Source organism: Corynebacterium sp., from assembly GCF_030530965.1.
Classification (GTDB): domain Bacteria; phylum Actinomycetota; class Actinomycetes; order Mycobacteriales; family Mycobacteriaceae; genus Corynebacterium.
Genome location: NZ_JAUMTY010000002.1, coordinates 85974 through 107336 on the forward strand (window position 1 = coordinate 85974; position 21363 = coordinate 107336).

16 protein-coding genes are annotated in these 21363 nt (G+C 55.4%); 5 read left to right on the plus strand and 11 right to left on the minus strand.

Translation table 11 applies throughout. The features are described from left to right. Positions 1 to 27 precede the first annotated feature (27 nt). Together Q3981_RS01000 and Q3981_RS01005 are read right to left on the minus strand one after the other, a co-directional pair. Entirely contained in the window at positions 28 to 2580 is a 2553-nt protein-coding gene (locus Q3981_RS01000; protein WP_303122980.1) for an RNA helicase, read from the minus strand. Between the two features lie 22 nt (positions 2581 to 2602). After that, positions 2603 to 3673: a PAC2 family protein gene (locus tag Q3981_RS01005; protein ID WP_303122982.1), complete on the minus strand. Its 1071-nt coding sequence runs from the start codon at positions 3671 to 3673 to the stop codon at positions 2603 to 2605. A 346-nt stretch (positions 3674 to 4019) separates the two neighbouring features. On the opposite strand from Q3981_RS01005, the gene Q3981_RS01010 reads away from it, so the two are divergent. After that, entirely contained in the window at positions 4020 to 5759 is a 1740-nt protein-coding gene (locus tag Q3981_RS01010) for a hypothetical protein (RefSeq protein ID WP_303122984.1), read from the plus strand. A gap of 52 nt (positions 5760 to 5811) precedes the next feature. Here Q3981_RS01010 and galE read toward each other — a convergent pair whose 3' ends face one another. Then, positions 5812 to 6804, minus strand: coding sequence for a UDP-glucose 4-epimerase GalE (gene galE / locus Q3981_RS01015; RefSeq protein WP_303122986.1), 993 nt, complete (start codon positions 6802 to 6804; stop codon positions 5812 to 5814). 636 nt (positions 6805 to 7440) lie between these two features. Here galE and Q3981_RS01020 point away from each other — a divergent pair. Beyond that, positions 7441 to 9891 (plus strand): neocarzinostatin apoprotein domain-containing protein, encoded by a 2451-nt coding sequence (locus Q3981_RS01020; RefSeq protein ID WP_303122988.1) that lies wholly within the window; start codon positions 7441 to 7443, stop codon positions 9889 to 9891. A gap of 191 nt (positions 9892 to 10082) precedes the next feature. Here the strand turns inward: Q3981_RS01020 and Q3981_RS01025 are convergent, their stop codons facing one another. From Q3981_RS01025 to Q3981_RS01035, 3 genes are read right to left on the minus strand one after another with little or no spacing between them, the layout of a single operon-like run. Beyond that, positions 10083 to 10850 carry a heme ABC transporter ATP-binding protein gene (locus Q3981_RS01025; protein ID WP_303122990.1) on the minus strand — a complete coding sequence of 256 codons (768 nt, stop codon included), beginning with the start codon at positions 10848 to 10850 and terminating at the stop codon, positions 10083 to 10085. 38 nt (positions 10851 to 10888) lie between these two features. Then, complete coding sequence (locus Q3981_RS01030) at positions 10889 to 11980, minus strand: iron ABC transporter permease (RefSeq protein ID WP_303122992.1); 1092 nt, start codon at positions 11978 to 11980, stop codon at positions 10889 to 10891. After that, positions 11977 to 13062 carry a hemin ABC transporter substrate-binding protein gene (locus Q3981_RS01035; RefSeq protein ID WP_303122994.1) on the minus strand — a complete coding sequence of 362 codons (1086 nt, stop codon included), beginning with the start codon at positions 13060 to 13062 and terminating at the stop codon, positions 11977 to 11979. Before Q3981_RS01035 ends, Q3981_RS01030 begins: the two co-directional genes overlap by 4 nt. Positions 13063 to 13413: 351 nt before the next feature. Here Q3981_RS01035 and Q3981_RS01040 point away from each other — a divergent pair, with 351 nt between their 5' ends. Continuing rightward, positions 13414 to 14013: a neocarzinostatin apoprotein domain-containing protein gene (locus Q3981_RS01040; protein ID WP_303122995.1), complete on the plus strand. Its 600-nt coding sequence runs from the start codon at positions 13414 to 13416 to the stop codon at positions 14011 to 14013. A gap of 87 nt (positions 14014 to 14100) precedes the next feature. On the opposite strand, the gene Q3981_RS01045 is transcribed toward Q3981_RS01040, so the two are convergent. From Q3981_RS01045 to Q3981_RS01065, 5 genes are all read right to left on the minus strand, one after another. Continuing rightward, positions 14101 to 14775, minus strand: a complete 675-nt coding sequence (locus tag Q3981_RS01045; protein ID WP_012731706.1) for a metal-dependent transcriptional regulator — start codon at positions 14773 to 14775, stop codon at positions 14101 to 14103. 171 nt (positions 14776 to 14946) lie between these two features. Continuing rightward, the gene (locus Q3981_RS01050; protein ID WP_046202235.1) at positions 14947 to 15927 is read right to left on the minus strand and encodes a sigma-70 family RNA polymerase sigma factor; all 981 of its coding nucleotides are present in this window, start codon (positions 15925 to 15927) and stop codon (positions 14947 to 14949) included. Between the two features lie 380 nt (positions 15928 to 16307). Then, positions 16308 to 16784: a D-aminoacyl-tRNA deacylase gene (gene dtd, locus Q3981_RS01055; protein WP_303122999.1), complete on the minus strand. Its 477-nt coding sequence runs from the start codon at positions 16782 to 16784 to the stop codon at positions 16308 to 16310. Continuing rightward, positions 16781 to 18382 carry a methyltransferase gene (locus tag Q3981_RS01060; RefSeq protein WP_303123001.1) on the minus strand — a complete coding sequence of 534 codons (1602 nt, stop codon included), beginning with the start codon at positions 18380 to 18382 and terminating at the stop codon, positions 16781 to 16783. The genes dtd and Q3981_RS01060 overlap by 4 nt, the downstream gene beginning before the upstream one ends. A 168-nt stretch (positions 18383 to 18550) precedes the next feature. Next, positions 18551 to 19024 (minus strand): DUF3099 domain-containing protein, encoded by a 474-nt coding sequence (locus Q3981_RS01065; RefSeq protein ID WP_303123003.1) that lies wholly within the window; start codon positions 19022 to 19024, stop codon positions 18551 to 18553. Between the two features lie 145 nt (positions 19025 to 19169). Between Q3981_RS01065 and Q3981_RS01070 the strand changes: the two genes are divergently transcribed. Together Q3981_RS01070 and Q3981_RS01075 are read left to right on the plus strand one after the other, a co-directional pair. Continuing rightward, positions 19170 to 19409 carry a DUF3039 domain-containing protein gene (locus tag Q3981_RS01070; RefSeq protein ID WP_303123005.1) on the plus strand — a complete coding sequence of 80 codons (240 nt, stop codon included), beginning with the start codon at positions 19170 to 19172 and terminating at the stop codon, positions 19407 to 19409. Continuing rightward, positions 19406 to 21133, plus strand: coding sequence for a DEAD/DEAH box helicase (locus tag Q3981_RS01075; RefSeq protein ID WP_303123007.1), 1728 nt, complete (start codon positions 19406 to 19408; stop codon positions 21131 to 21133). Before Q3981_RS01070 ends, Q3981_RS01075 begins: the two co-directional genes overlap by 4 nt. Positions 21134 to 21363: the final 230 nt, after the last annotated feature.

Below are 21363 nucleotides of genomic sequence, written 5' to 3' on the forward strand. Positions count from 1 at the left end.
TTAGGGTGAGAGCTACTGATCCTGTAGCTAATCGCCCTCAACGATGCTGAGCTCAGAGAGCCGAACGTCGCCGGCCTCATCAGACGCATCAAGATCGACGGTTCCGGTGATGGCCCAATCGTGATTGCCATCCGGATCGTCGATAATTTGTCGAACCGACCACGAACGCCCGTTTTCTTTGATGATGATCATGTCTGCGGACCGGGCAGATGCGTCCACGCCTAAATCAGCGAAATTGTCGAAGTAATCGTCGAGTGCTGCTGGCCAATCGGGAGTGTCAGTTAGATCTTCGGTTGCTACGCGGTCGGTCAGTTCATCGAGTTCGTCCTCTTTCTCGAAGGCAAAGAGCTCAACAAACCGGAAAAAGACGTTCCGAACCATACGCGTAAATGCCCGCGTATTGGCAGTGAGTGCACGTTCGCTACCATCACCGAAGGCACGTTCTTCAACTTCCTTATCGGTGATCGGAGTATCAGGATCAGCCATGCGATTCCATTCATCCAATAATGACGAGTCAACTTGGATAATGAGTTCGGATAGCCAATCAATAATGTCGTCTAACTCATCAGTGTGATACTCCGCGGGGACCGTGTTGAGCAACGTCCGCCACGCGTCGGTGAGATAACGAAGAATAACGCCCTCTGACCTGGCTAAACCATAGGCTGCAATGAGGTCGGAGAAGTTCATTGCTCGCTCGATCATGTGGCGCACAACAGACTTGGGGGAGAGGGAGAATTCTCGCGCCCACGGGTGACCTTCGCTATATGCCTCAAACGCCTCGTCAAGCTCCTCCTTAAGAGGCATTGGCCACGTAATGTCCTCGACGATCGCCATTCGCTCGGTATAGTCGACGCCCTCAGCTTTGAGCGCGGCAATCTCTTCGCCCCGCTCTTTCTTTTCCTGCGCCCGGAGTAGCGGCGACGGATCGTCGAGAATTGACTCCATCACGCTGATGATATCGAGCGTAAAAGTCTCGCTATCAGGATCGAGAATCTCCAAAGCAGCGACGGCAAATGGTGATAACGGTTGGTTCAATGCAAAGTCACGCTGCAATTCGTCGGTCACGTGACAATAACGACCGGTTTCATCTGGTGTGTCAGATTGCTCGATTATTTCGGCTTGCTTAAGGCCCCTGAATAAATCAATAGCCATATGAATATGGCGGTTTTGCTTTGCACGGCTTTCGTGATTACCACGTAGTAGGTGTTTCATGGCTTCAAAGCCATTCCCCGGGCGGGACAGAACGTTGAGCAACATGGAACTGGATACCGCAAATTGGCTGGTCATCTGTTCTGGCTCAGCGTTAATGAGGCGCTCATAGGTGCTTTCGGCCCATGTTGCGCGACCTTCAGGTGCTGATTTCTTTCGCAGCTTCTTAAGTTTTTTAGGATCACTCCCGGCCTTCTGCCGTGCCTGATAATTCTCAATTTCGTGTTCAGGTGCCTCGATGACGACATAACCCGCAGTATCAAAACCAGCGCGACCAGCTCGCCCGGCAATCTGGTGAAACTCCCTGGAACGCAAAACTCTGTGTCGCTGGCCATCGTATTTCGCGAGCCCACTAAAGAGTACCGTGCGGATAGGAACGTTAATACCCACACCGAGTGTGTCAGTTCCACAAATCACTGTTAGTAAGCCAGCCTGGGCAAGCTTTTCGACGAGACGACGGTATTTCGGGAGCATTCCCGCGTGATGAACACCAATGCCTTGACGGACGAGACTGGATAATTGACGCCCAAATGCCGAGGAAAAACGAAAGTCCCCGATTGTTTCGCGAATTTTTTCCTTGGTCTCTGCGGAAATTTTCACATGTCCTTTGAGGGCTTGAGCACGTTCCGCCGCTTCCCGCTGTGAGAAGTGAACAATGTAAATGGGCGCCTTATCGTCTTTAATAAGCTCCTCAATTGTTTCGTGAATAGGCGTGTAGACGTAAGAAAACGATAGGGGAACAGGTCGTTCAGTTCCATCAACGAGATCTGTATCCCGTCCCGTTCGAGCGCTTAAGTCTTTGCGCAGGAAAGTTGTGTCTCCCAAAGTGGCAGACATCAAAATAAATTGAGTCGATGGAAGTTCAAGGAGCGGAACTTGCCATGCCCACCCTCGCTGGGGATCGGAATAGTAATGGAACTCATCCATCACTACCTGGTCTATCTCAGCATCAGGGCCATCGCGTAAAGCAATATTGGCTACGATTTCGGCAGTTGCACAAATAATCGGAGCTTTGCCATTGACAGTGGCGTCTCCTGTCATCATCCCGACGTTTTTCGCACCAAAGGCGTCGCACAGAGCAAAGAATTTTTCATTGACCAGCGCTTTAATTGGTGCTGTATAGAATGTTCGCCTGTTATATGCAAGTGCGAAGAAATGCGCATATAAGGCGACAAGCGATTTTCCAGAACCGGTGGGGGTCGCGACGATGACATTATCACCGGCTTCTGTTCCGAGGATTGCTTCTTCTTGGGCAGGGAAGAGGGTAATTCCTCGCGAGCGAACCCAGCTTCGAAATGAATCAGAAATTGCTTCGTCGTATAAGGATTCGGGGACGTCAGCAAGGTCGGGAAGATAACTAGCTAGGTTCACGGCTCTATCCTAATAGTCTCGTTTAGTCTTCGTCTGAGTCATCGCCTCCATCGGAGTGTGGCCGACGGTCGCCACCGTTGTCGTCTTCGTCATCAGAACGCGGACTATCCGACTCGTCCCAGGACTCGGCACGGTCATCCCCGGTACCGATATCCTGAGTATCTTTATCGCGGTTCACCTGTGCGAGGAACTTTTCTAGTTCTGCGCCGATTTCATCACCAGTGGGCACTTCACCATCAGAGCTGAGTAGTCCGCGGTCATGACGCTCCCTATACCGTGCGGTTTCTTGGTCATACTGGGCTTCGAGAGCATGGACGACGGCTGCTATCTCACCCGACTCCTCAACCTGCTCTTCGAGTTCGCGCTCGACCTTTTCTGACTCCCGCTCCAACGCTTGCAAGGGGATAGAAACACCTGCTGTTTCTTCCACGGCTTGGAGCAGTTTGACCACTGCAGAGGGGTACTCCGAGGCGGCAATGTAGTGCGGAACATGAGCCGTAAACCCTGCCGTCTCGATACCTTCTTTGGCCATTTTCATCTCGAGCTCGAGCTGAGCGGACCCTGGTACAGTAATACGCCCATCAAAGCGGGGATACCGGAGCGGATCCGATTTGTACGAGCCATGTTGGGTCACGATAAGCGGGCGGGTATGAGGAACCGGCATCGGAGCGGAATAAAGGCTCACCGCTTTTGTCACCTTAAAACGTTTAGAGAGGTCGGTGACGGCCTCAGTAAACGCACTCCACCGTAAATCGGGTTCCGGCCCGGATAAAAGAAGGAACGGAATTCCTGCATTATCACGCACAACGTCTAAGGAGAGTTCTGTCTTTTCGGCAGGTGCTAACTCATTGTCGACGATATGTACGGCAGGCCGCCGTGAGCGATAATCAATAAGCAGATCGTTATTAAATGTCGCTAATGGTGCATGTTCCAAGGCTGCTTTGATGTGCGACCCTGCGTTATCAATAGCTTGGCCAGCGTCAGCGTAGCCTTGGAGCGCTACGACGAGTGATAGGCCGTTACTAGCGTCGGATTGTGTTTCCGGCTCAGGATATTCAAGCTCGTACATCGTTTCGTCATTATCCATTGTCATTATTAGTCCTCGATATCATTTGTTGATTTCGTCGTTTAATTGGTCGTTATTTAAAAGGGTCGATATTAACGCGACACTACCCACAACACCATGATAAGTAGTGGTATTCCACGAATTTAGCCCCGTCGTGCCTGTTTCCGTGTACCTCCACGTACCGCCACGATCACCCCGTATCGACACTAGTTCACAATAATAGTGGTGGGCACGGTATCTTCCAGTGCTCTGTGGGGGTCGCGACCGGTGGTGCCCTACCAGTTATCCACAGGGTAATAGTTATCCACAGCGTGCGCAGTTTTGCCCTTGTCGCGGCGGTGATGGTGCGACATTAATTGCCAGACTAGCGGCCATGACAGATTGCCATTCCTCGTGTAGCGCCGGTACGTCCGACGTGTTTTCCATTTTTGCTCGCCCCCGCCCATCCTCTGACACCGTCGGCGCGGTTCTAGGAACGTTGCCACGGATCCTCGGAGAGAACTCAACCAACAAAAACCTGATCCTGATCGGTGACTCTCGCTGCGAAAACTGTGGTGGTCCCAAGACATCCGCTGGCCAGGCAGAACCTCCATCAGAACGAATGTCTAGCGGAGTGTGTGTACTCGCCACTCCAGTTGACAACGCAGATAACTTCGACCGTGCGCTGGGCTCCCTGGATATCCCTCTCTCGTCAGCATGTTGGTTAATTATCGACGAACCTGGGGCCGTCGATCTTGTGACGTCGATGATGAAGGGTGCCCAAACCGGGATGCACTACGACGATCATCGACGACGGGCGACGACCACGGGAGCGGCGAACCCCGGGCTGCCCGGCGCGACATTCACCTCTGCCCACGTCACAAAGCACGTCGGCGACGGTGGTCTTAGCGCGACGGTGACTGTCGATGATCACACTGAAAACGGATCTGCGGACACGCTCCGAGCCATCAACACGATTATGTCGACGTTGTGGGCGAAAGGCGTCGAGGTCACAGCAGTCGTTGGCGTTGACACGCTCCGGGCGGGACAGCTATTCGCCGTAATGTCGTTCGACGGAGGCGGCCATTTCGACACTGGGAGCGTCGGCCATGGCGAAGCTCTGAAAAGCTGGTTCTCTGATCTCCGTGCTAGTACGGATCCGTCGTTACCGAACAGCGACGCGGCCAGCATTTTTGAGGCAGACGAATCGGTGCTGCCTTTTCCGCCCGAGGCGGGTAATGAAATTGCTGAAGAAGCGCAGCTCAGCGATATCTACATCCGCGAGTTCATTAGTCATTTCACCGATCGTCCCGACGTCGACTCCGATCTGAACATGGATAGTGAATCTCCCAGGGGCGAATACACCGTTTGTCCATGGGAGACCGGACGTCGTTTCAACCCGGCTTTCGGTAGCGACGAGCGTCTAGACAGTAGTGCGCTGATGTCACTGTGCCTTGATAGTTTTCGAGATTTCATCACGCTCACCGGCGAGATCGCCGACGACATTGCTGCCAGTGCATCATCAGAAGGACAACAACCCGACTTTAGTGATCCTGTTGTGGCTCAACGTTGGATTCGAGCTCTCAATACTGGCAGTTTGCGAGACATCAGCCATGGTCTTCGCTATTCGCCACTACGCCACACCCTTCGAGATATTTTCTTGAGTGCAGCCCAAGCCTTCCCATCCCAGTCGCGGTCATTTGCCCTGTGTATGTGGGGAATTATGGATCGGAATGAACATGAATCCTTGGCGGGGGTGGCTTATCGTCGCGCTTTACAGGAACAGAAATTCGATGAGGGAGCGTCGTTGCCTTATTCGCTCCTCGCTCTTCATCGTGGGCAGAAAACCGATTCTGGTATCGCGCTGTTGACCGCTTTGAGCGTCGAATCGCTTGATGATCTCGTGACCACCATCGACGCCCTCGACACTCAAGGTGTCGATGTCACGAGTGAACGAAAAACGATAAGCACGCTCCTCGGAGCGACTGATTTCGACGCCATCATCGACGAATTCCGTAAGTTCCGCTTCGAGCCGTGGGCATCAACACTGTCCGAGGGCGTACAAGCAGCTCGGCGCTTACAGCGGTGGGGCCACGATCCCGCCGAAGACAACGCAAAGGCTAGACGAGAATGACGCGGCCGCATGGTGTGCGCGTTATGTATGGCGTCGTCTAGCTGCGTGCTCTCTATGACGTCGCCTTGGGCAAAGAATGTGCACGATCTCCGAGCGATTGAGCGAAGTCCCACGCTGTAGACACAATGGTCTCGAGGTCTGTATGCGTCGGATTCCACCCGAGTTCGTGACGAGCCTTGTCGCTGGACGCAATAAGAATCGCGGGGTCACCGGCCCGTCGGGGAGCAATATCCGCCGGGATCGGATGGCCAGTCACTTTTCGACACATCTCGATGACTTCACGGACCGAATATCCGTCGCCGGATCCGAGATTGTAAATCCGGTGCTGACCGGGCTTGTTGGTTTCAAGCGCCAGGAGGTGAGCGTCGGCAAGATCCTTGACGTGAATATAGTCCCGGACGCACGTGCCATCCTTCGTCGGCCAGTCGTCGCCAAAAATCCTCACTCCATCTCGGTGGCCTAGAGCTACTTGGAGAATGATGGGAATGATGTGGGTCTCGACGGGGCGGTTTTCGCCTTGACCGTGGTAGGCCCCGGCCACATTGAAGTAGCGTAGCGATGTTGCTCCCAAGCCGAAGGCGTGGGCATACGACGTGATCATGTGATCGATGGCGAGCTTTGTCGCACCATACGGGTTCGTCGGCTGTGTGGGGAACTCTTCAGTAATGGGAACTGTCTCCGGTTCTCCATAGGTGGCCGCGGTGGACGAGAAAACCAAGTTGTTCACATGAGAATGGCGCATCGCGTCCAGGAGCGTCAATGTGGTCACAACGTTGTGGTGCCAATAATCTTGAGGCCTCTCAACAGATTCGCCGACGAGCGAGCGGGCGGCGAAATGGGCAACGCCGTCAAACTTTTCGTCAGCGAGGACATCTGCGGCGACATCGCGGACATCGCCGCGGACAAAGTTTGCGCCATCGGGAATAAGATCGGTGTTTCCCGTCGTGAGATCGTCAATGACGGTGACGGAATGGCCCTGTTCAAGGAGCACTTTGGCGACGGTGCCGCCAACGTATCCTGCGCCGCCTGTTACGAGAATCTTCATACTGTTCTTCACCTTTCCTACGCGGTGGTTACTCTCGGTCTGTTGATTTGTATCTACGGGACACCCAGTTTTCACGCGACGTGCCACTGACTAGGCCTATGCGTACGTTCACTGCAGGGGAACGGGGCCAGTCGCCGTCGTCGGGTGCCGTGTGGCGTGGGTCCTCAGTCTAGCCCTCGTATGAATGGCACATGCTTCCGACAAACTGAGAAGTCGCTGATGTTACTCACAACACGAGGAGGACAACTCTTCAAACATTTACCCCCTAAAAAGGCTGAGAAAAGGGCGCGAAAACTGGTCTTTTACGCCACATTGTTAACACGTGCCCCACTAATCGCGTGGTTATGTGATCATTTTCATTTCCGCCCGATCGAGTGCGAAATGATGGGGAGGCACAGGGCAGAAAAATGTTGACTTAACAGCAAGTAAGCTTTACCTTCATATCAGGATAGATGCGTAACCTTGGCTGTCATTTGCATGACTGAGCATGGGAAGTGATAGCCATGGAACGCTACCTCTTGATGCACCAGCGTTCCCTAACGACGCCCTCCCTCGCACCGGATCGGTTAACGGGACATCGTCGTGATCGCAGCGCCGGGCGAGTTCGAAATGCCCCCTCGATTACCTGGAGAGTTCATGCTTCCCACCGGAGATCACTCCGAGACCCACGCACCCAGTGGCTCACGCAACACGAGTAAGAAAAAGCATGGTCGTACCGCGGCTCGTGCCCTCGTTGCTTCCTTGTCAACGGTGTCTCTCATTGGGATGGGTTCAGCTGCTGCCCCTGCTGCGTCGGCAGTTGATTTGTCTTCGTTGAGCGACGCGATCAATGACTTGGGATTCCCGGGATCGCCTGATCTTGGCCGATTCCTCAATAGTGGTGGGGGAGATGAACAATCCCAATCACCGACGTTGACTCTGGATAAAGATAAAGACATCAGTGGTGGCGATACCCTCAAAGCGACGGGTAAGGGTTACAAGCCTGGTGAATCTATTTACGTCACCCAGACAATTGAAAAGCCCGCGTCCGGATATCCAAAGACTTATGGCAAAGCGGTCAAGGTAAAAGCCGATGACCAGGGTAATTTCACGACTGACTTGACCGTCGATACCAAGTTTAGGGACGTCGACTGCACCACCACCCAGTGCTATGTTGCGTCATTCACCGCATTCCCGAAGCTCTTTGACCGCTCCCAGGACGCGTGGACACCCATTAGTTTCCGTAACGGAAGTCCGGTCACTGTTGACACCGAGGGCGGTCACTACGGCGATGGTGGCAGCGACAACAGCAATTCCGGCCAGGATAATGGCGGCAATTCCCAGCCAAACTCCGGCTCCCTGGGCAGCACATCAAGCAGTGGAGCAACTGTCTCAGTAAATAAAACCACGGACCTCAATCCGAGCGGAGATACTGTTCGAGTTGAAGGTAAAGGGTTTAAAACGGATGGACCTGGCATTTATGTAGGCATCGCTCAGGATGACCAGTTCAGCACCACTAATCCCGACGCCTTCGGCCCCGATACGAAGTGGGTCTCGAAGAGCAAGGGAAATCTGAACGACGATGGTTCATTCTCCATCGACTTGCCCGTCAGCTCGACCTTCGGTAGCGCGAACTGTAAAGACAACCACTGCTCGATCTTTACACTTGCTGCACACGGATCTTCTGATAGGAGCCAGGACACAGCAACGCCTGTCTCCTTCAAAGGTGGGGTAGCCAAGAAGGAAGACGGAGCTGTGACGCCCCCCGCTACCTCCGGCGACGGGGCAGCATCGGGCGGAAATGACAACGGCCAGGCCGCTCCCGCAGCGAACCCAGGTGGGAATGGACAGTCCAACAACGGAAACTCGGGCTCTGCTGCTCCTCAGGGAGGAGCGCCTGCCCAGCCAGCACCGGCACCCACCGGAGCACATTCCTCGAGTGGCGCGGCAGTCACCTTGTCGAAGACTCAGAACCTTAACCCGAGTGGAGACACGATCCGGGTTAGCGGACAAGGGTTCAAGACCAGCGGCAATGGCGTCTACGTCGGGATTGCGCAGCAGGACCAATTCAGTACGACCAATGCTGATGTCTTCGGCCCCGGTACGGTGTGGGTCTCCAACCAAAAGGGCAACCTCAATTCTGATGGATCATTCTCTGTTGATCTTCCCGTGTCAGCCACCTTCGGAAGCGCGAATTGCCTGACGAACGCGTGCGCCGTGTACACCTTCGCTGCACATGGATCCAGCGACCGTAGCCAAGACACGGCTACACCGGTCAGCTTTGCGGGTGGAGTTGCTGCAACAAGCGCACAGCAAGCAGCACAGTCGGTTGCCTCGGGCGTGAGCCGGAGCGGTGGCTCGGGTTCAGGAAGCTCTGGTTCAGGTAGCTCGAGTGGTGGATATGGCCTCAGCCAAGCCTCTGGTGCAAGTGGCACGTCTGGTCAATCACGCAGTGGAGCACGAGTTTCGGTATCTCGAACCACTATTTCGCCCACCGGAAAAACTCCTGTCACAGTGACTGGCCAAGGCTTCAAGACTGGCGGCAATGGCGTCTATGTCGGGGTTGCCGAGAAGTCGAAGTTTTCATTCACGGACGCTTCTGTCTTCGGAGCGACCAACTGGGTGCGGCCACAGCAGATTTCGTCAAATGGATCGTTCAGCACCACGTTGAACATCGAGCCCATCTTTGATGGCGGTAACTGCATTAAGAACCAGTGCGCTATCTTCACCTTTGCAGCACACGGTTCGACGGACCGCAGCCAAGACACGGTGACAGACATTACCGTTACCGGTACTCAGCAGGAGAAAGAGTCCGCGGTGAAGGCGGCCGAGAAGAAGGCTGAGGAAAAGAAGAAGGCAGAAGAAGCGCGGAAGAAAGCCCGCGAAGCCAAGAAGAAGAACAAGAACTCTAAGGGTTCTAAAGATTCCGACGGTAACCAAGCCATCGACTCTGAGAACACGAGCTCAGATCACGGATGGCTTTACGGAATTATCATCGGCATCCTTGGCACACTCGCCATCGTGTTTGCCGCGCTATTCGGCATCGAAAAGCGGAGGAACTCCGCAGGTCACCAGCCGAATTCATCGAATGATGACAGTGCAGAATAAATAGCTAAGCCGCCGTCCATGGGACCATCCCATGGATAGCAGCAGCTTGTGACTTAGCCCCATCTCATGGTTCGTACCGTGAGGTGGGGTTTAGTTATACCTGCCGGAGCCATCTCCGCTGCAACAGTGATCCTCCCAGCCATCACGAGCCGTGCCAAACACCGACCGTGCGCGATGGTTGGGGGAGAAACCTATTGGGTCTTTCTCAGCGGGACAACAATGGGGGAGTCATCCGGCCCGCGAAAAACTTGCATCGGGCAGCCGTAAATGTTGCTGAGCAACTCGGGCTGCAATACCTCATCGGGATTCCCGGACACAGCAACCCGGCCGTGGTCAAGCACAATGATTCGGTCACTCCACGCTGCAGCGAGAGACAAATCGTGGAGGACGATCCCCACTGCGGCACCGTTCTTAGCCCGGTGTCGGCAAATCTTCATCACATCTTCTTGATGACGAATATCGAGCGCAGCCGTCGGTTCATCGAGAAGAATCAACGGAGTGTTTTGAGTGAGAACTCGAGCAAGCGAGACTCGAGCTTTCTCACCACCAGAGAGGTGATGAAACTCGCGGGAAAGAAACTCGCGAACGCCAGTCTCTTCGATCGCGGTATCCATCGCCTCAGCTGCCTCGTCGGCAGTCTCGGTTTTGGCCCAGGGCGCACGCCCCATCGCAATGGTCTCGCCGGCGGTAAAGGAAAAACCGACGGTGTTCGATTGCGTCAATACCGACCGCAGTCGGGCTAAATCAGGCGCAGATGTCGTCGATACGTTGTGGTCTTCTATCCGGACCGTTCCTGAATCAGGAGTGAGGTCGCCTGCAGCTACGCCCAATAAAGTTGATTTACCAGCACCATTCGGCCCGACGACGGCGACAACTTCTCCTTGGCCAATCGATACATTAACTGCATCAAGAACGACGCGTGATCCTCGGCGTAAGGACACTGACTCAAGAGATAGCATGGACAACCTTCCTAACAGATCGTTCTTGGTCGCGGACGCTAGCGCCATGCACCAGAGTGGCCACGCGAACGACGGAGTAGGTAGAAGAACACTGGGCCACCAATAAGCGCTGTCAGCATCCCGAGAGGGAGGTCAGCGCCGCGAATAGCCGTCCGGGCGACGACGTCGGCAATGGTTAGTGTTAGCGCACCGCCCAATGCCGAGGCCGGTATAAGAATGCGGTGGCCGGGCCCGACGATGAGCCGGAGAGCGTGCGGGACAACAAGTCCCACAAATGAAATGATGCCGGTGAAGGCCACACCTACCGCAACGAGCAGGGAGACAATAACGACGATTGACGCGCGAAGACGCTCAACATTGACCCCTAGGTGGTGAGCCTGACTCTCACCCAAGGAGAGCAGATCAAGCGGTTTAGCCAAAGTCCAGGCCAGAAGACTGACCGGAATAGTGACGATGCAGATGATCCCTGCTGCGGTCCACGATGAGCCAGCAATAGACCCCATTTGCCAGAACACGATTTGGTCGCGAGCTGCATTATCGGCAATGAAGGTAAGGAACGCGATAATACCGCCAGCCATGGCATTGGTGGCGACACCTGTCAGAATGAGAGTGACAACTTCGCTTCGGCCATTCCGTCGGGACGCAAAATATATGAACGCGGTGGTACACAAGCCCGCAATGAAAGCCGCGAGCGTGACCATCCACGGGCCGAATCCCTGGTGAGCGGCGGTTGTCGATGCCCCCAAAGCAATGGCTGCAGAGGCTCCGACGGCTGCGCCAGAGGACACACCGATGATGCCCGGCTCAGCTAGCGGGTTAGAAAACACGCCTTGCAGAAGAACGCCTGATACTCCCAGGCCTGCGCCCACAATGGCTCCGACGACGATTCGCGGGAAGCGGACGTACCATAAGGCGGCTTCGGCATTAGCGTGATCGGGACCGTCTAACCAGGATATTCTCATGGAGTGAAGCAATGACCCCAGCACTTGAGTGGGGGTTGTCTCCACTTGTCCGGCGGTGGCTGACCACACCAGGCTGATGGCGAGGAGAGCGATAATCGTCGGGAAGAAAATCACCGTCGCGACAACTCGCGTTTGATGGAACGACTGTGTGCGTGAGCGTTTCATCATGACCGACGCTCCAGAGCCTCAGGCGTAGCGCTTGTCGACGGCGCAGCTGACGATGGCGACTTCGAGTCGCCATACAGGGCCTGAGCCATTGCTGTGATCACATTGCCCGCGTCAGGCCCGAACGATAACAGGTGAGAGTCGGGAACAGTTAGCACGCTGTTATGGGCCCCGGCTGGAGTCTGATCAAACCCGGGAAGCTTATGGAGGCCGTCCAAGCCTCCAATGGACTCAAGCCCTTCCTTCATCACAATGATCGTATCGGGAGCAGCCTTGACCAATGCTTCTGATGTCAGGTTAGTAAAGGCCTTATCTAGCCCGAGCCCCTCACCGGCATCGACACCACCGAGGGATTTAATGAGGTCAGGCGCCCCCGACTTCGGACCGGCGATCATCGAAACATTCGTCCCACGCAGGTACAGCATGATCATGCGACGATGATCAGACTCTGCCTCGGCAGCTTTGCTTGCAGACTCAATACCTTCCCGCACCTTCTGCGCTGCTTGGTTGCCAGCATCCTCGTCGCCTAAGGCACGCCCGATCTCCTTCATGAGGTTGTCCGCGTTATCAAGGTTCCTGTCTCGATCAGTGCGCACAACTGTGATCCCGGACTTTTCCAATTGACGGAAAACGGATTGCGGCCCGATTGTTCCGTCGGTGAAAATGACGTCGGGATTGAGATCAAGAACGGCCTCCGCATTAATAGAGTGCCCACCCGGGGTTACCAAAGGCAGCTTCTGAGCCGACGGAAAATCAGTGGAGATATCTCTTCCGACGAGTTTATCGCCCATGCCCATGGACCACAGAGATGCTGCCATAGCCCCGGATCGGTCGAGGCCGAGAATGCGATCGGCTTTTTTCACCGTGACTTTCTTGCCTTGCGACGTCGTTTCCGCAGGAAGATTCGGCTTAATCTGGGCAAGGATTTGGGGATCACCAGTGTTCAATGACGCATTGACGAGCCCTTCCGCATGGACCGGGTGAGCCGAACTATCCGACTGACTAGACGACGATTCTCCGTCGCGTGACGGGACGTCGCACGCGGTGGTGGTTAAACCAATGACGAGCATGGCGCCCACGAGCATGGTTAGGGATTTGAAGGGGCGATAACCGGCCTTAGAAGTACGGGCCGATACGAAACCTGAGGGGTAATGCAAGGTCACAGCTTTCACGGGCAACGATCAGTACAGCGATCGTGGAAGAGTCGAACTACAGACAAAACTGGAAGCCTGGGCCTCCACGTCGAGGCTTTAGCTTACCTATAGGTGGGGTAGAGGAAAAGGCCACACCACCCTTATGCAGTGAGGGGGTGTTGACGTGTGCGTTAAGATGCACAGATGGTAGCCAAGTTATTTGTCTTAGCCGACGATTATACTTTTCTTGTATAAGGTTAACCACGGTACGACTTTACGAACCCTACGAGGGAGCCCTCCGCGATGAAACTCAACACTCATTCCACTCGACCGGCACGAACGATGGGTATGCGGGTCGGTGCACTCGTCGTCACTTTGGGGTGTGTACTCGGAGTGGCTGCGTGCTCCAATGATAACGGCTCGAATAACTCGTCATCTGGTGCAGCGTCTGCCGCCAAGTCGAGTGGTCAGTCCGCCAAAGCTAGCGACACTGATGACAGTACAAGCACAGAAGTCACCGGAACCGATGACATCGTCGTCATGAAAGTGTCGCAAGCAAAGGATCTGCGGGACGGGCAGCAAGTCACTGTAGATGTTAAGGACGCGGACCCGGACATGGGGTATTACCTCGCCCTGTGTGCGAAAGAGCAGACTGGTGACGTTCCCGATTGTCTGGGGGCTCACGGGGATCCGAATGCACAAAAGTGGATCTCGAATGAAAATGAGGACGGAGCCATTCCTGATGATGGCTCGTTCAGTGAAGAGATCACCGTCAACCAGAAGAATGTCAGTACTGGTGGAGACGAGATCGACTGTAAAACCCAAGAGTGTGTCATCAAGCTCTTTGGTGACCATAGCAACGGGTTCGTCGATGTTGCGGATATTCCGGTCACTTTCCAGTGATGGATATGTGAGTTTTCACCGCAAATATGAAAGTAGGGTGGGGCGCTCGTTGGCACACCACCCTAGTCGATTTCTACTTCTGCTTTTTTACTCGACGACGATAGCGTGGGCCAAGCTGACAGGAATGGCCACTGTTTCATCACCAACCGAGACCGTGGCATTACGGTCATTGACGACCGCGTGAATCTTCTTACCAGGAACAATTCCGGCGTTCCGAAGATTGGCCATCACAGCGGAATCGGACTGAAGTACTTCGTTAAACATGAGGATCTTCGCGGTGACGAGTTCATTGCGAGCAAGATCCGTGAGTCGTTTGCCCTCCATCTGCGGTTCACTGCCATTGACCCCGAGCTGCGGAAGTCCCGGAATCGGGGTGCCGAAGGGGCTGTGGGTCGGTGCATCAAGGACATCGTAAAGACGGCGCTCAACGTCGTCACTCATCACGTGTTCCCAACGACAGGCTTCTTCGTGCACTTTCTCTTTGGGAAGCTTGAGGGTGGTAGACAGTAAACACTCTGCTAAGCGGTGTTTACGCATAACTGCGATCGCAACCTGGCGGCCTGCGTCGGTAAGTTCGAGGTGGCGATCTTCCGCGACGCGGAGGAGCCCATCACGTTCCATGCGAGCTACCGTTTGGCTGACCGTGGGGCCTGATTGTTCCAAGCGCTCCGCGATGCGCGCGCGCAGGGGAGTGATACCTTCTTCATCCAACTCATAAATAGTCCGGAGATACATCTCGGTGGTATCGACGAGATCCTTCATGATGGACGCCTTTCTCAAGTAGTTCGATAAATAAGACGACGGTACTAGTTTTTACTTTACCCTTAACACAAGAGCCCCGGGAAATATTTCCCCGGGGCGTTTTTACCCACTTTCGCTGACAATAAATGTGGGTACGCTAAAAGCTAGAATGCGAGATAAGCATCTCAGCACTTAAGCGTAAGATCGCAACTTATCCGCACGCTCTCCTTTTCGGAGCTTCGCCATGACCTCACGTTCAATTTGGCGGACCCGCTCACGAGAGAGCCCGAACTCGCGTCCAATCTGATCAAGAGTCCTGGGGACACCGTCGTCGAGACCAAAGCGGAGACGAATGACGTCTTGCTCCCTCTTCTCTAAGGTCGCCAAAACAGTCCTGATGTCGGAGTGGCGGAGGGACGCTACGACGGCTTCTTCCGCGTCGGTCGCTTCGGAGTCCTCAATGAAGTCTCCCAGCGGAGCCTCTTCATCCGTTCCTACCGGCATATCCAAGCTCACCGGGTCGCGGGACTGCTTCAGAAGAAGATCGATCTTTGATTCGTCGATACCAGACTCTTCCGCGAGTTCTTCATTGGTAGCTTCCCTGCCCAAGTGCTGGTACATCTCACGCTTAATGCGGGAGAGCTTGTTCACTTGCTCGACGAGGTGGACAGGAAGGCGAATTGTTCGGGATTGGTCGGCCATCCCGCGCGTAATGGCTTGTCGAATCCACCATGTCGCGTACGTCGAAAACTTAAAGCCCTTGGTGTAATCGAACTTTTCGACGGCGCGAATGAGGCCCAAGTTCCCCTCTTGGATGAGGTCGAGGAGAGGCATTCCGCGCCCCGTGTAGCGCTTCGCTAATGAGACGACGAGTCGGAGGTTGGCCTCCAGAAGGTGAGCTCGTGCAGCGCGCCCGTCTTTAGCGATCGCCTTGAGATCCCGCTTCTTCGACGGAGTGAACTGCTCGTCAGATTCAAGGAGATGTTGTGCGTAGAGGCCAGCTTCAATCCGTTGCGAAAGCTCGACTTCGTCTTCCGCGTTAAGAAGTGCGGTACGGCCAATTCCGTTGAGGTAAACCCGAACTAAATCAGCTGAAGGATTTTCATTGTTGTTGGCCCGCCGGCCAGGATCACCATTAACTTCGGTTGTCGTACTGACGTGCGCTTCGTCCATGTGCTGGCTCCTTAACTGCGCTCGGTGTCGCGATAGCGGTGCAATGTGACGGCCGGTTGGGACGGGGTGGCGATGTGGACGTTTGTCGTCGAACGCCACCTGATTAACGTCCCTACAGAATGTCGAGCTGTCACGATCGCATTCAGTTAGTCCAACGCATGGGTCGGTGAAAAGGTTCCATAAGCAGTTTTTCGCGTGGCTCTTGGTTGCCGTTGGAGGTGGATAGGCATCATGTGTGGCGGGGTTTGAAGTCACATGAGTGTGATTTACGTCCACAAAAGTGCTGGTAAACGCTCTATACGCCAGAATTGACTCCCTCGCTCCCATCTACCCCTATTCGGGGTTACTGGCGTGACTGGGCTTCCATGGTGATTAACCGACTACGAGCGATCTCCACTCGGAATATCGACGAGGACGGTGAACGGTCCATCGTTGACCGACTCGACGGCCATATAGGCGCCGAACACTCCCGTATCGACGCTCAGCCCACGGTCGCGGAGTTCCTCTACGCATGTGTTGAAGATGGGTTCAGCCTCAGCCGGTTTCGCCGCAGCAGACCACGACGGGCGTCGGCCATGGGAAGTATCACCCATCAAGGTGAACTGTGACACAACTAGCATGGGCGCATCGAGGTCTAGCGCAGAGACCTCAGTCGGGCGCCCGTCAGCCGTCGAACCCTCAAAGATCCGAAGCCGAGCCAGCTTTTCCGCCATAGCCCGGGCTGTGGCAGAAGTATCTCCGGTGGCTACTCCAATGAGAACAAGGAGCCCTCCGACATCCGAGTCCGGGATGGACCCAACCACTGAATCGTCAACAACAACGGACGCGGAACGAACACGCGTGACTACGGCTTTCATTCAAGATCTCCAGGCATCACAAGCCCGTGGCGAATGGCGTCGACAAGAATAGGAAGAAATTGGTCGGCCAGGTTCTGGGCTTCTGTAGTAGGGGTAACGAGTTCGGCAATCTCGCACACATCGTGCGCCGACAATCCATTCGGATCTAAACCGCGAAGGATACGCAGGACATTCTCGTCGATCTCGTGGGAGAAACGTGGCCCGTCGGTCCGCGTGACTCGCGTGACGACGTCGGTAAACGTGGAGTCCGCCTCTTGCTCGGCGAGAGAAACCTTCTCCAGGGCTAGACCGGGCCTGACACTAAACCGGCTGTCCAGGATCTCATCCGGAGTACGCGCATCAAGCCATGCGCAGCGTCGGAAATATTCCTCAATCTCCGGGCCGAGAGGGTCAGTGTACGGTTGAGTGAATTCCTCACACACAACCTCGGAGCTTTTCTCAGGATCAATCGGAGTCAGCGCGATAAAACCAATACCGATTCCTGTCACGCCGGCCTGATCCATATAGTCAATCCACGCCTCTGATTGCGATCGGCCGAGCTCACTGCGGGGATCGAGAGACTCATCCTTGATCCACGTGCCCACATAATGCAAGGGGTCGACGCAATCACGCTCCAACACCCATGCGCGATAACCATGGTCCGGAATCCACGACGCTACCCGCGCTTGCCAGGCCTGGTCATTTGAGTGAATCCACGCGCCCAACACGCATGCCTGACCATGAGTGGCCAGGTGCTCCGGAATACCGCGAACGAGCTTAGCGGTGGCGCCATCGAGCTCCATTCCAGAATCGCGATACACGTGACGCAACGTCGGTGGGCCCACCACGAAAGGCGGATTCGCGATGATGCGATCGAATGTCTGATTACGGACGGGGTCGAACCACGAGCCCTGTTTGAACTCCACCTTCGTGCGTGGCTCGGCGCTCGAAACAACGTCGGCCGCAGCGCACGTAGCTTCAGCGAAGAGGAGCGCGCGCGGGCTGACGTCCGTCGCCGTCACCGAGTCGGCTCGTCCCCACTGGCCTATAATTTGAACTCCGGATCCGGTCCCTAAATCTAAAACTGAGCCGACGCGAGACGTACCCGTTGCCTGAAGAAGTGAGCGCGACGCAGCACCCACGCCCACGACGTGATCGGGACCGGCCGAATGATCAACCATTGAGGCGTCGGCATCGCTAAAAACGAGGAAGTCAGAGCTTTCCGACGAGCCGATGTGGAGAGGGCGGATGTCGATTGCAATGCTAAACTGCTCTGGATCTGTATCTGGCTCGCCGACGATAACGCCGGCAGAGAGAGCGTCGGTGAAGAAATTGTCGCCGAAAGTGTCGACGAACATGTCGCGCGGTTGTGGCTCGCGGAGGATGAGTAACCGAACCGCGCCTGCGAGAAGGCGGTCATCCTCACTCGAGGCTTGGTGCTCGAAGCGATGGCAGGCGAAAGAAACAGCGGCGGGTTCGTGCCGATCCAAGGCTGCTAGGCCGTCATCGCCGAGGACACGGTGTAAGCCCGACGACGAATAGCCGAGCTCTTTCAGGCGTTTCGCGAGGGATGCGGCGTAGCGCGGCAGCTCGGAGATATCAGGTAGCGTGCTCACCATTGTGGCCTGTTCTCCAACCTTTCGTCAGAACGTGAAGCACCTCAAGCACATGAAGCTTACGGTGCGAGCGGATTACATACGGGCACTTAAAGTGCGGGCAGATGGCTAAAAATCTTAAGTGAGAATCCTATGTGAAGAGACGTGGGTAGCGCACGCTGCGCTGGACGATTACATCGTCGTCTTGGGATCAGCGTTATTCCGCTCGGTCTCGCCAGGGTCAACATCCACCGTCGTTGTCCTCGATTCAGTGGCTGCCTCGGATCCATCTGATTCGCGTGATGCGGCCCGTTCACTCCCGGCGACTAACTCGCGGGCGCGTTCTCCGTCGACAAGACCATTAAATGCGTAATAGGCGTCTCTATTCACAGCAGGCTTATACACCTGCGGCTTCCTCGGATCGTGTGTTTCACCCACGGCATTCGCTATCACGACCGCGATCCATGGAAGGGGGACAGAGATCACAGTAAAAATGGCCGCCAGCACCAAGTTGTGCAACAGCATGTATGCCAACGCGGCGAGCAAGAGGAACGGGATACGCGATCCCTGCAAGACGGCATACTCACGCCGCCTGCGGTGCCAATCCTCAACTGGCGACCTCTGGGCGTCGGTAATAAGTGCGACGTGCTTGCGTCGGTGGAACATACTCCCCACCGTAGCCCCTCGACTGCGATCACGAAGCGTTAGCGGTAGGGTAGATAGCTCCTAACCGGCAATCTGGATTCCCGGACCTCACATGGGGTGGCTCGGGACTCTCCACCTGACTTGACGTATAAGGCATGATTGAACCGTGACAACACCGCAGACAACCACGATTGAACGCACCAAGCCCGAAGAGCAAACAACTGATTCGGACACACCAAAGTACTTCCACTACGTGAAGAAAAACCAGATAGTGGAATCAGCTGTGAATGGTAACTACGTGGTGGCATTGTGTGGGGAAACTTTTCCCGTCACCAAGCAAGCCAAGCCAGGTTCGCCGGTGTGCCCGGAGTGTGAGCGCATTTATCGGGGGCTGCGCCGACGGTGAAACTCCGCGAATGGCAGCAAGCTGCGCTCTCGCAGTACTTTGACGCAGATCCAGACGATTTTCTAGCAGTTGCAACGCCGGGAGCAGGCAAAACAACCTTCGCGCTGACACTTGCTCGGCGTCTCCTTGATCGGAGAGCTGTCAACCGCATCATCGTGGTTGTTCCCACGGAACACCTGAAACATCAGTGGGCCGACGCCGCTTCGCGGATGGGGATTGCGCTGGATGCCAACTTCACGAACTCGGCGGGGACCCTCAACCCTGTTTTTGACGGGATGGTGGTCACTTACGCCCAGGTTTCGATGCACCCGTTTAAACACAACTCCTTGGCGACGAGGACAAAGTCCCTGGTCATCATGGACGAGATCCACCATGGTGGGGATGCGAAGAGTTGGGGCGACGGAATTCGCTATGCGTACTCTGATTCCGCGAAGCGCCTAGAGCTGACGGGTACGCCCTTTCGTTCCGACGATGCTCCCATCCCGTTTGTGCGGTATATCGAAGACGGAGACGGCCACCAGGTATCCCGCGCGGATTACACCTACGGGTATTCCCACGCATTGCGGGACGGCGTCGTGCGTCCCGTCGTGTTCATGGCGTATTCCGGGGAAGCGCGGTGGCGGGACAGTGCGGGGGAGGAGTTTGCAGCCAGGCTAGGCGAACCTCTCAGCGCCGAGCACACGGCCAAAGCGTGGAAAACTGCTCTTGATCCCAAAGGGCAGTGGATTCCGTCGGTGCTGCGTGCCGCCGATATCCGTCTCAAAGAGTATCGACGTGCCATTCCCGACGCTGGAGGGCTCGTCATAGCCACGGACACGAAGACGGCGCGTGCCTACGCGAAGATTCTTGAGCGCTTGTCGGGCGAGCCGGTGACTGTTGTTCTGTCTGATGAGCCCGGATCCTCTCGGAAAATCGAAGAGTTTTCCCGGTCTACTGAGCGGTGGCTTGTTGCTGTTCGCATGGTGTCAGAAGGCGTCGATGTGCCTCGCCTCGCTGTCGGTGTGTATGCGACATCGTCGTCGACACCTCTATTTTTTGCGCAGGCTGTTGGGCGATTTGTTCGCGCTCGCGTCCCCGGTGAAACAGCGTCAATTTTCTTACCATCGATCCCGGTGCTCTTGGACTTGGCGTCCCAAATGGAGGCTGAACGCAACCACGTTTTGGGTAAACCCCACCGGCCCAATGAGGGTTGGGATGATGAGTTGGTGGCGCAAGCGAACAAAACTGAGTCCGAACCGGATGACCTCAAGAAGTACGAGTCGCTCGGCGCAGATGCGGAACTGGACCACCTCATTTATGACGGTTCGTCCTATGGCACCGGGACATTATCGGGGTCCGAGGAGGAAGCAGAATACCTGGGGCTCCCGGGTCTGCTGAATGCGGATCAAATGAGGCAACTGCTGCAAAACCATCAGCAAGAGCAGCTGAAGGCTCGTGAACGAGAAAAGAAGAAAGCCGACGAAGCACGGCGTCGGTTCCACGATCCGCGCGATGGTGAGGGGGACGACAATCGCCACAACCCCGATAGCAGTCGTGGTGTGATTGACGATCTACCGCGCCTACGGAAAGAACTTAACGCGTTGGTCTCCATCTCTGCCGCGCGAACCGGCCGTCCGCATGGGCAGGTGCACAATGAAGTCCGCCAGGCATGTGGGGGACCGCAAACAGCATTATGCACCGCTGACCAGCTGCGGAGCCGAATTAATTATCTGCGCAAATGGTGATCTGCGTGGCGCTCAGCCGTCGTGTATTGCCTGCACGGATGGTGCTTTGAGTCTCGATATACATTCTTGCCCGCATCATCCCGGGGGATTGGGATGCGGGCAACACTAGGTAAACTGCGCGGGCTAATGTGCGCAGACTAGTCGAGATAATCCCGGAGAACCTGCGAACGTGACGGGTGACGCAGCTTCGACATTGTCTTCGATTCGATCTGGCGGATGCGCTCGCGGGT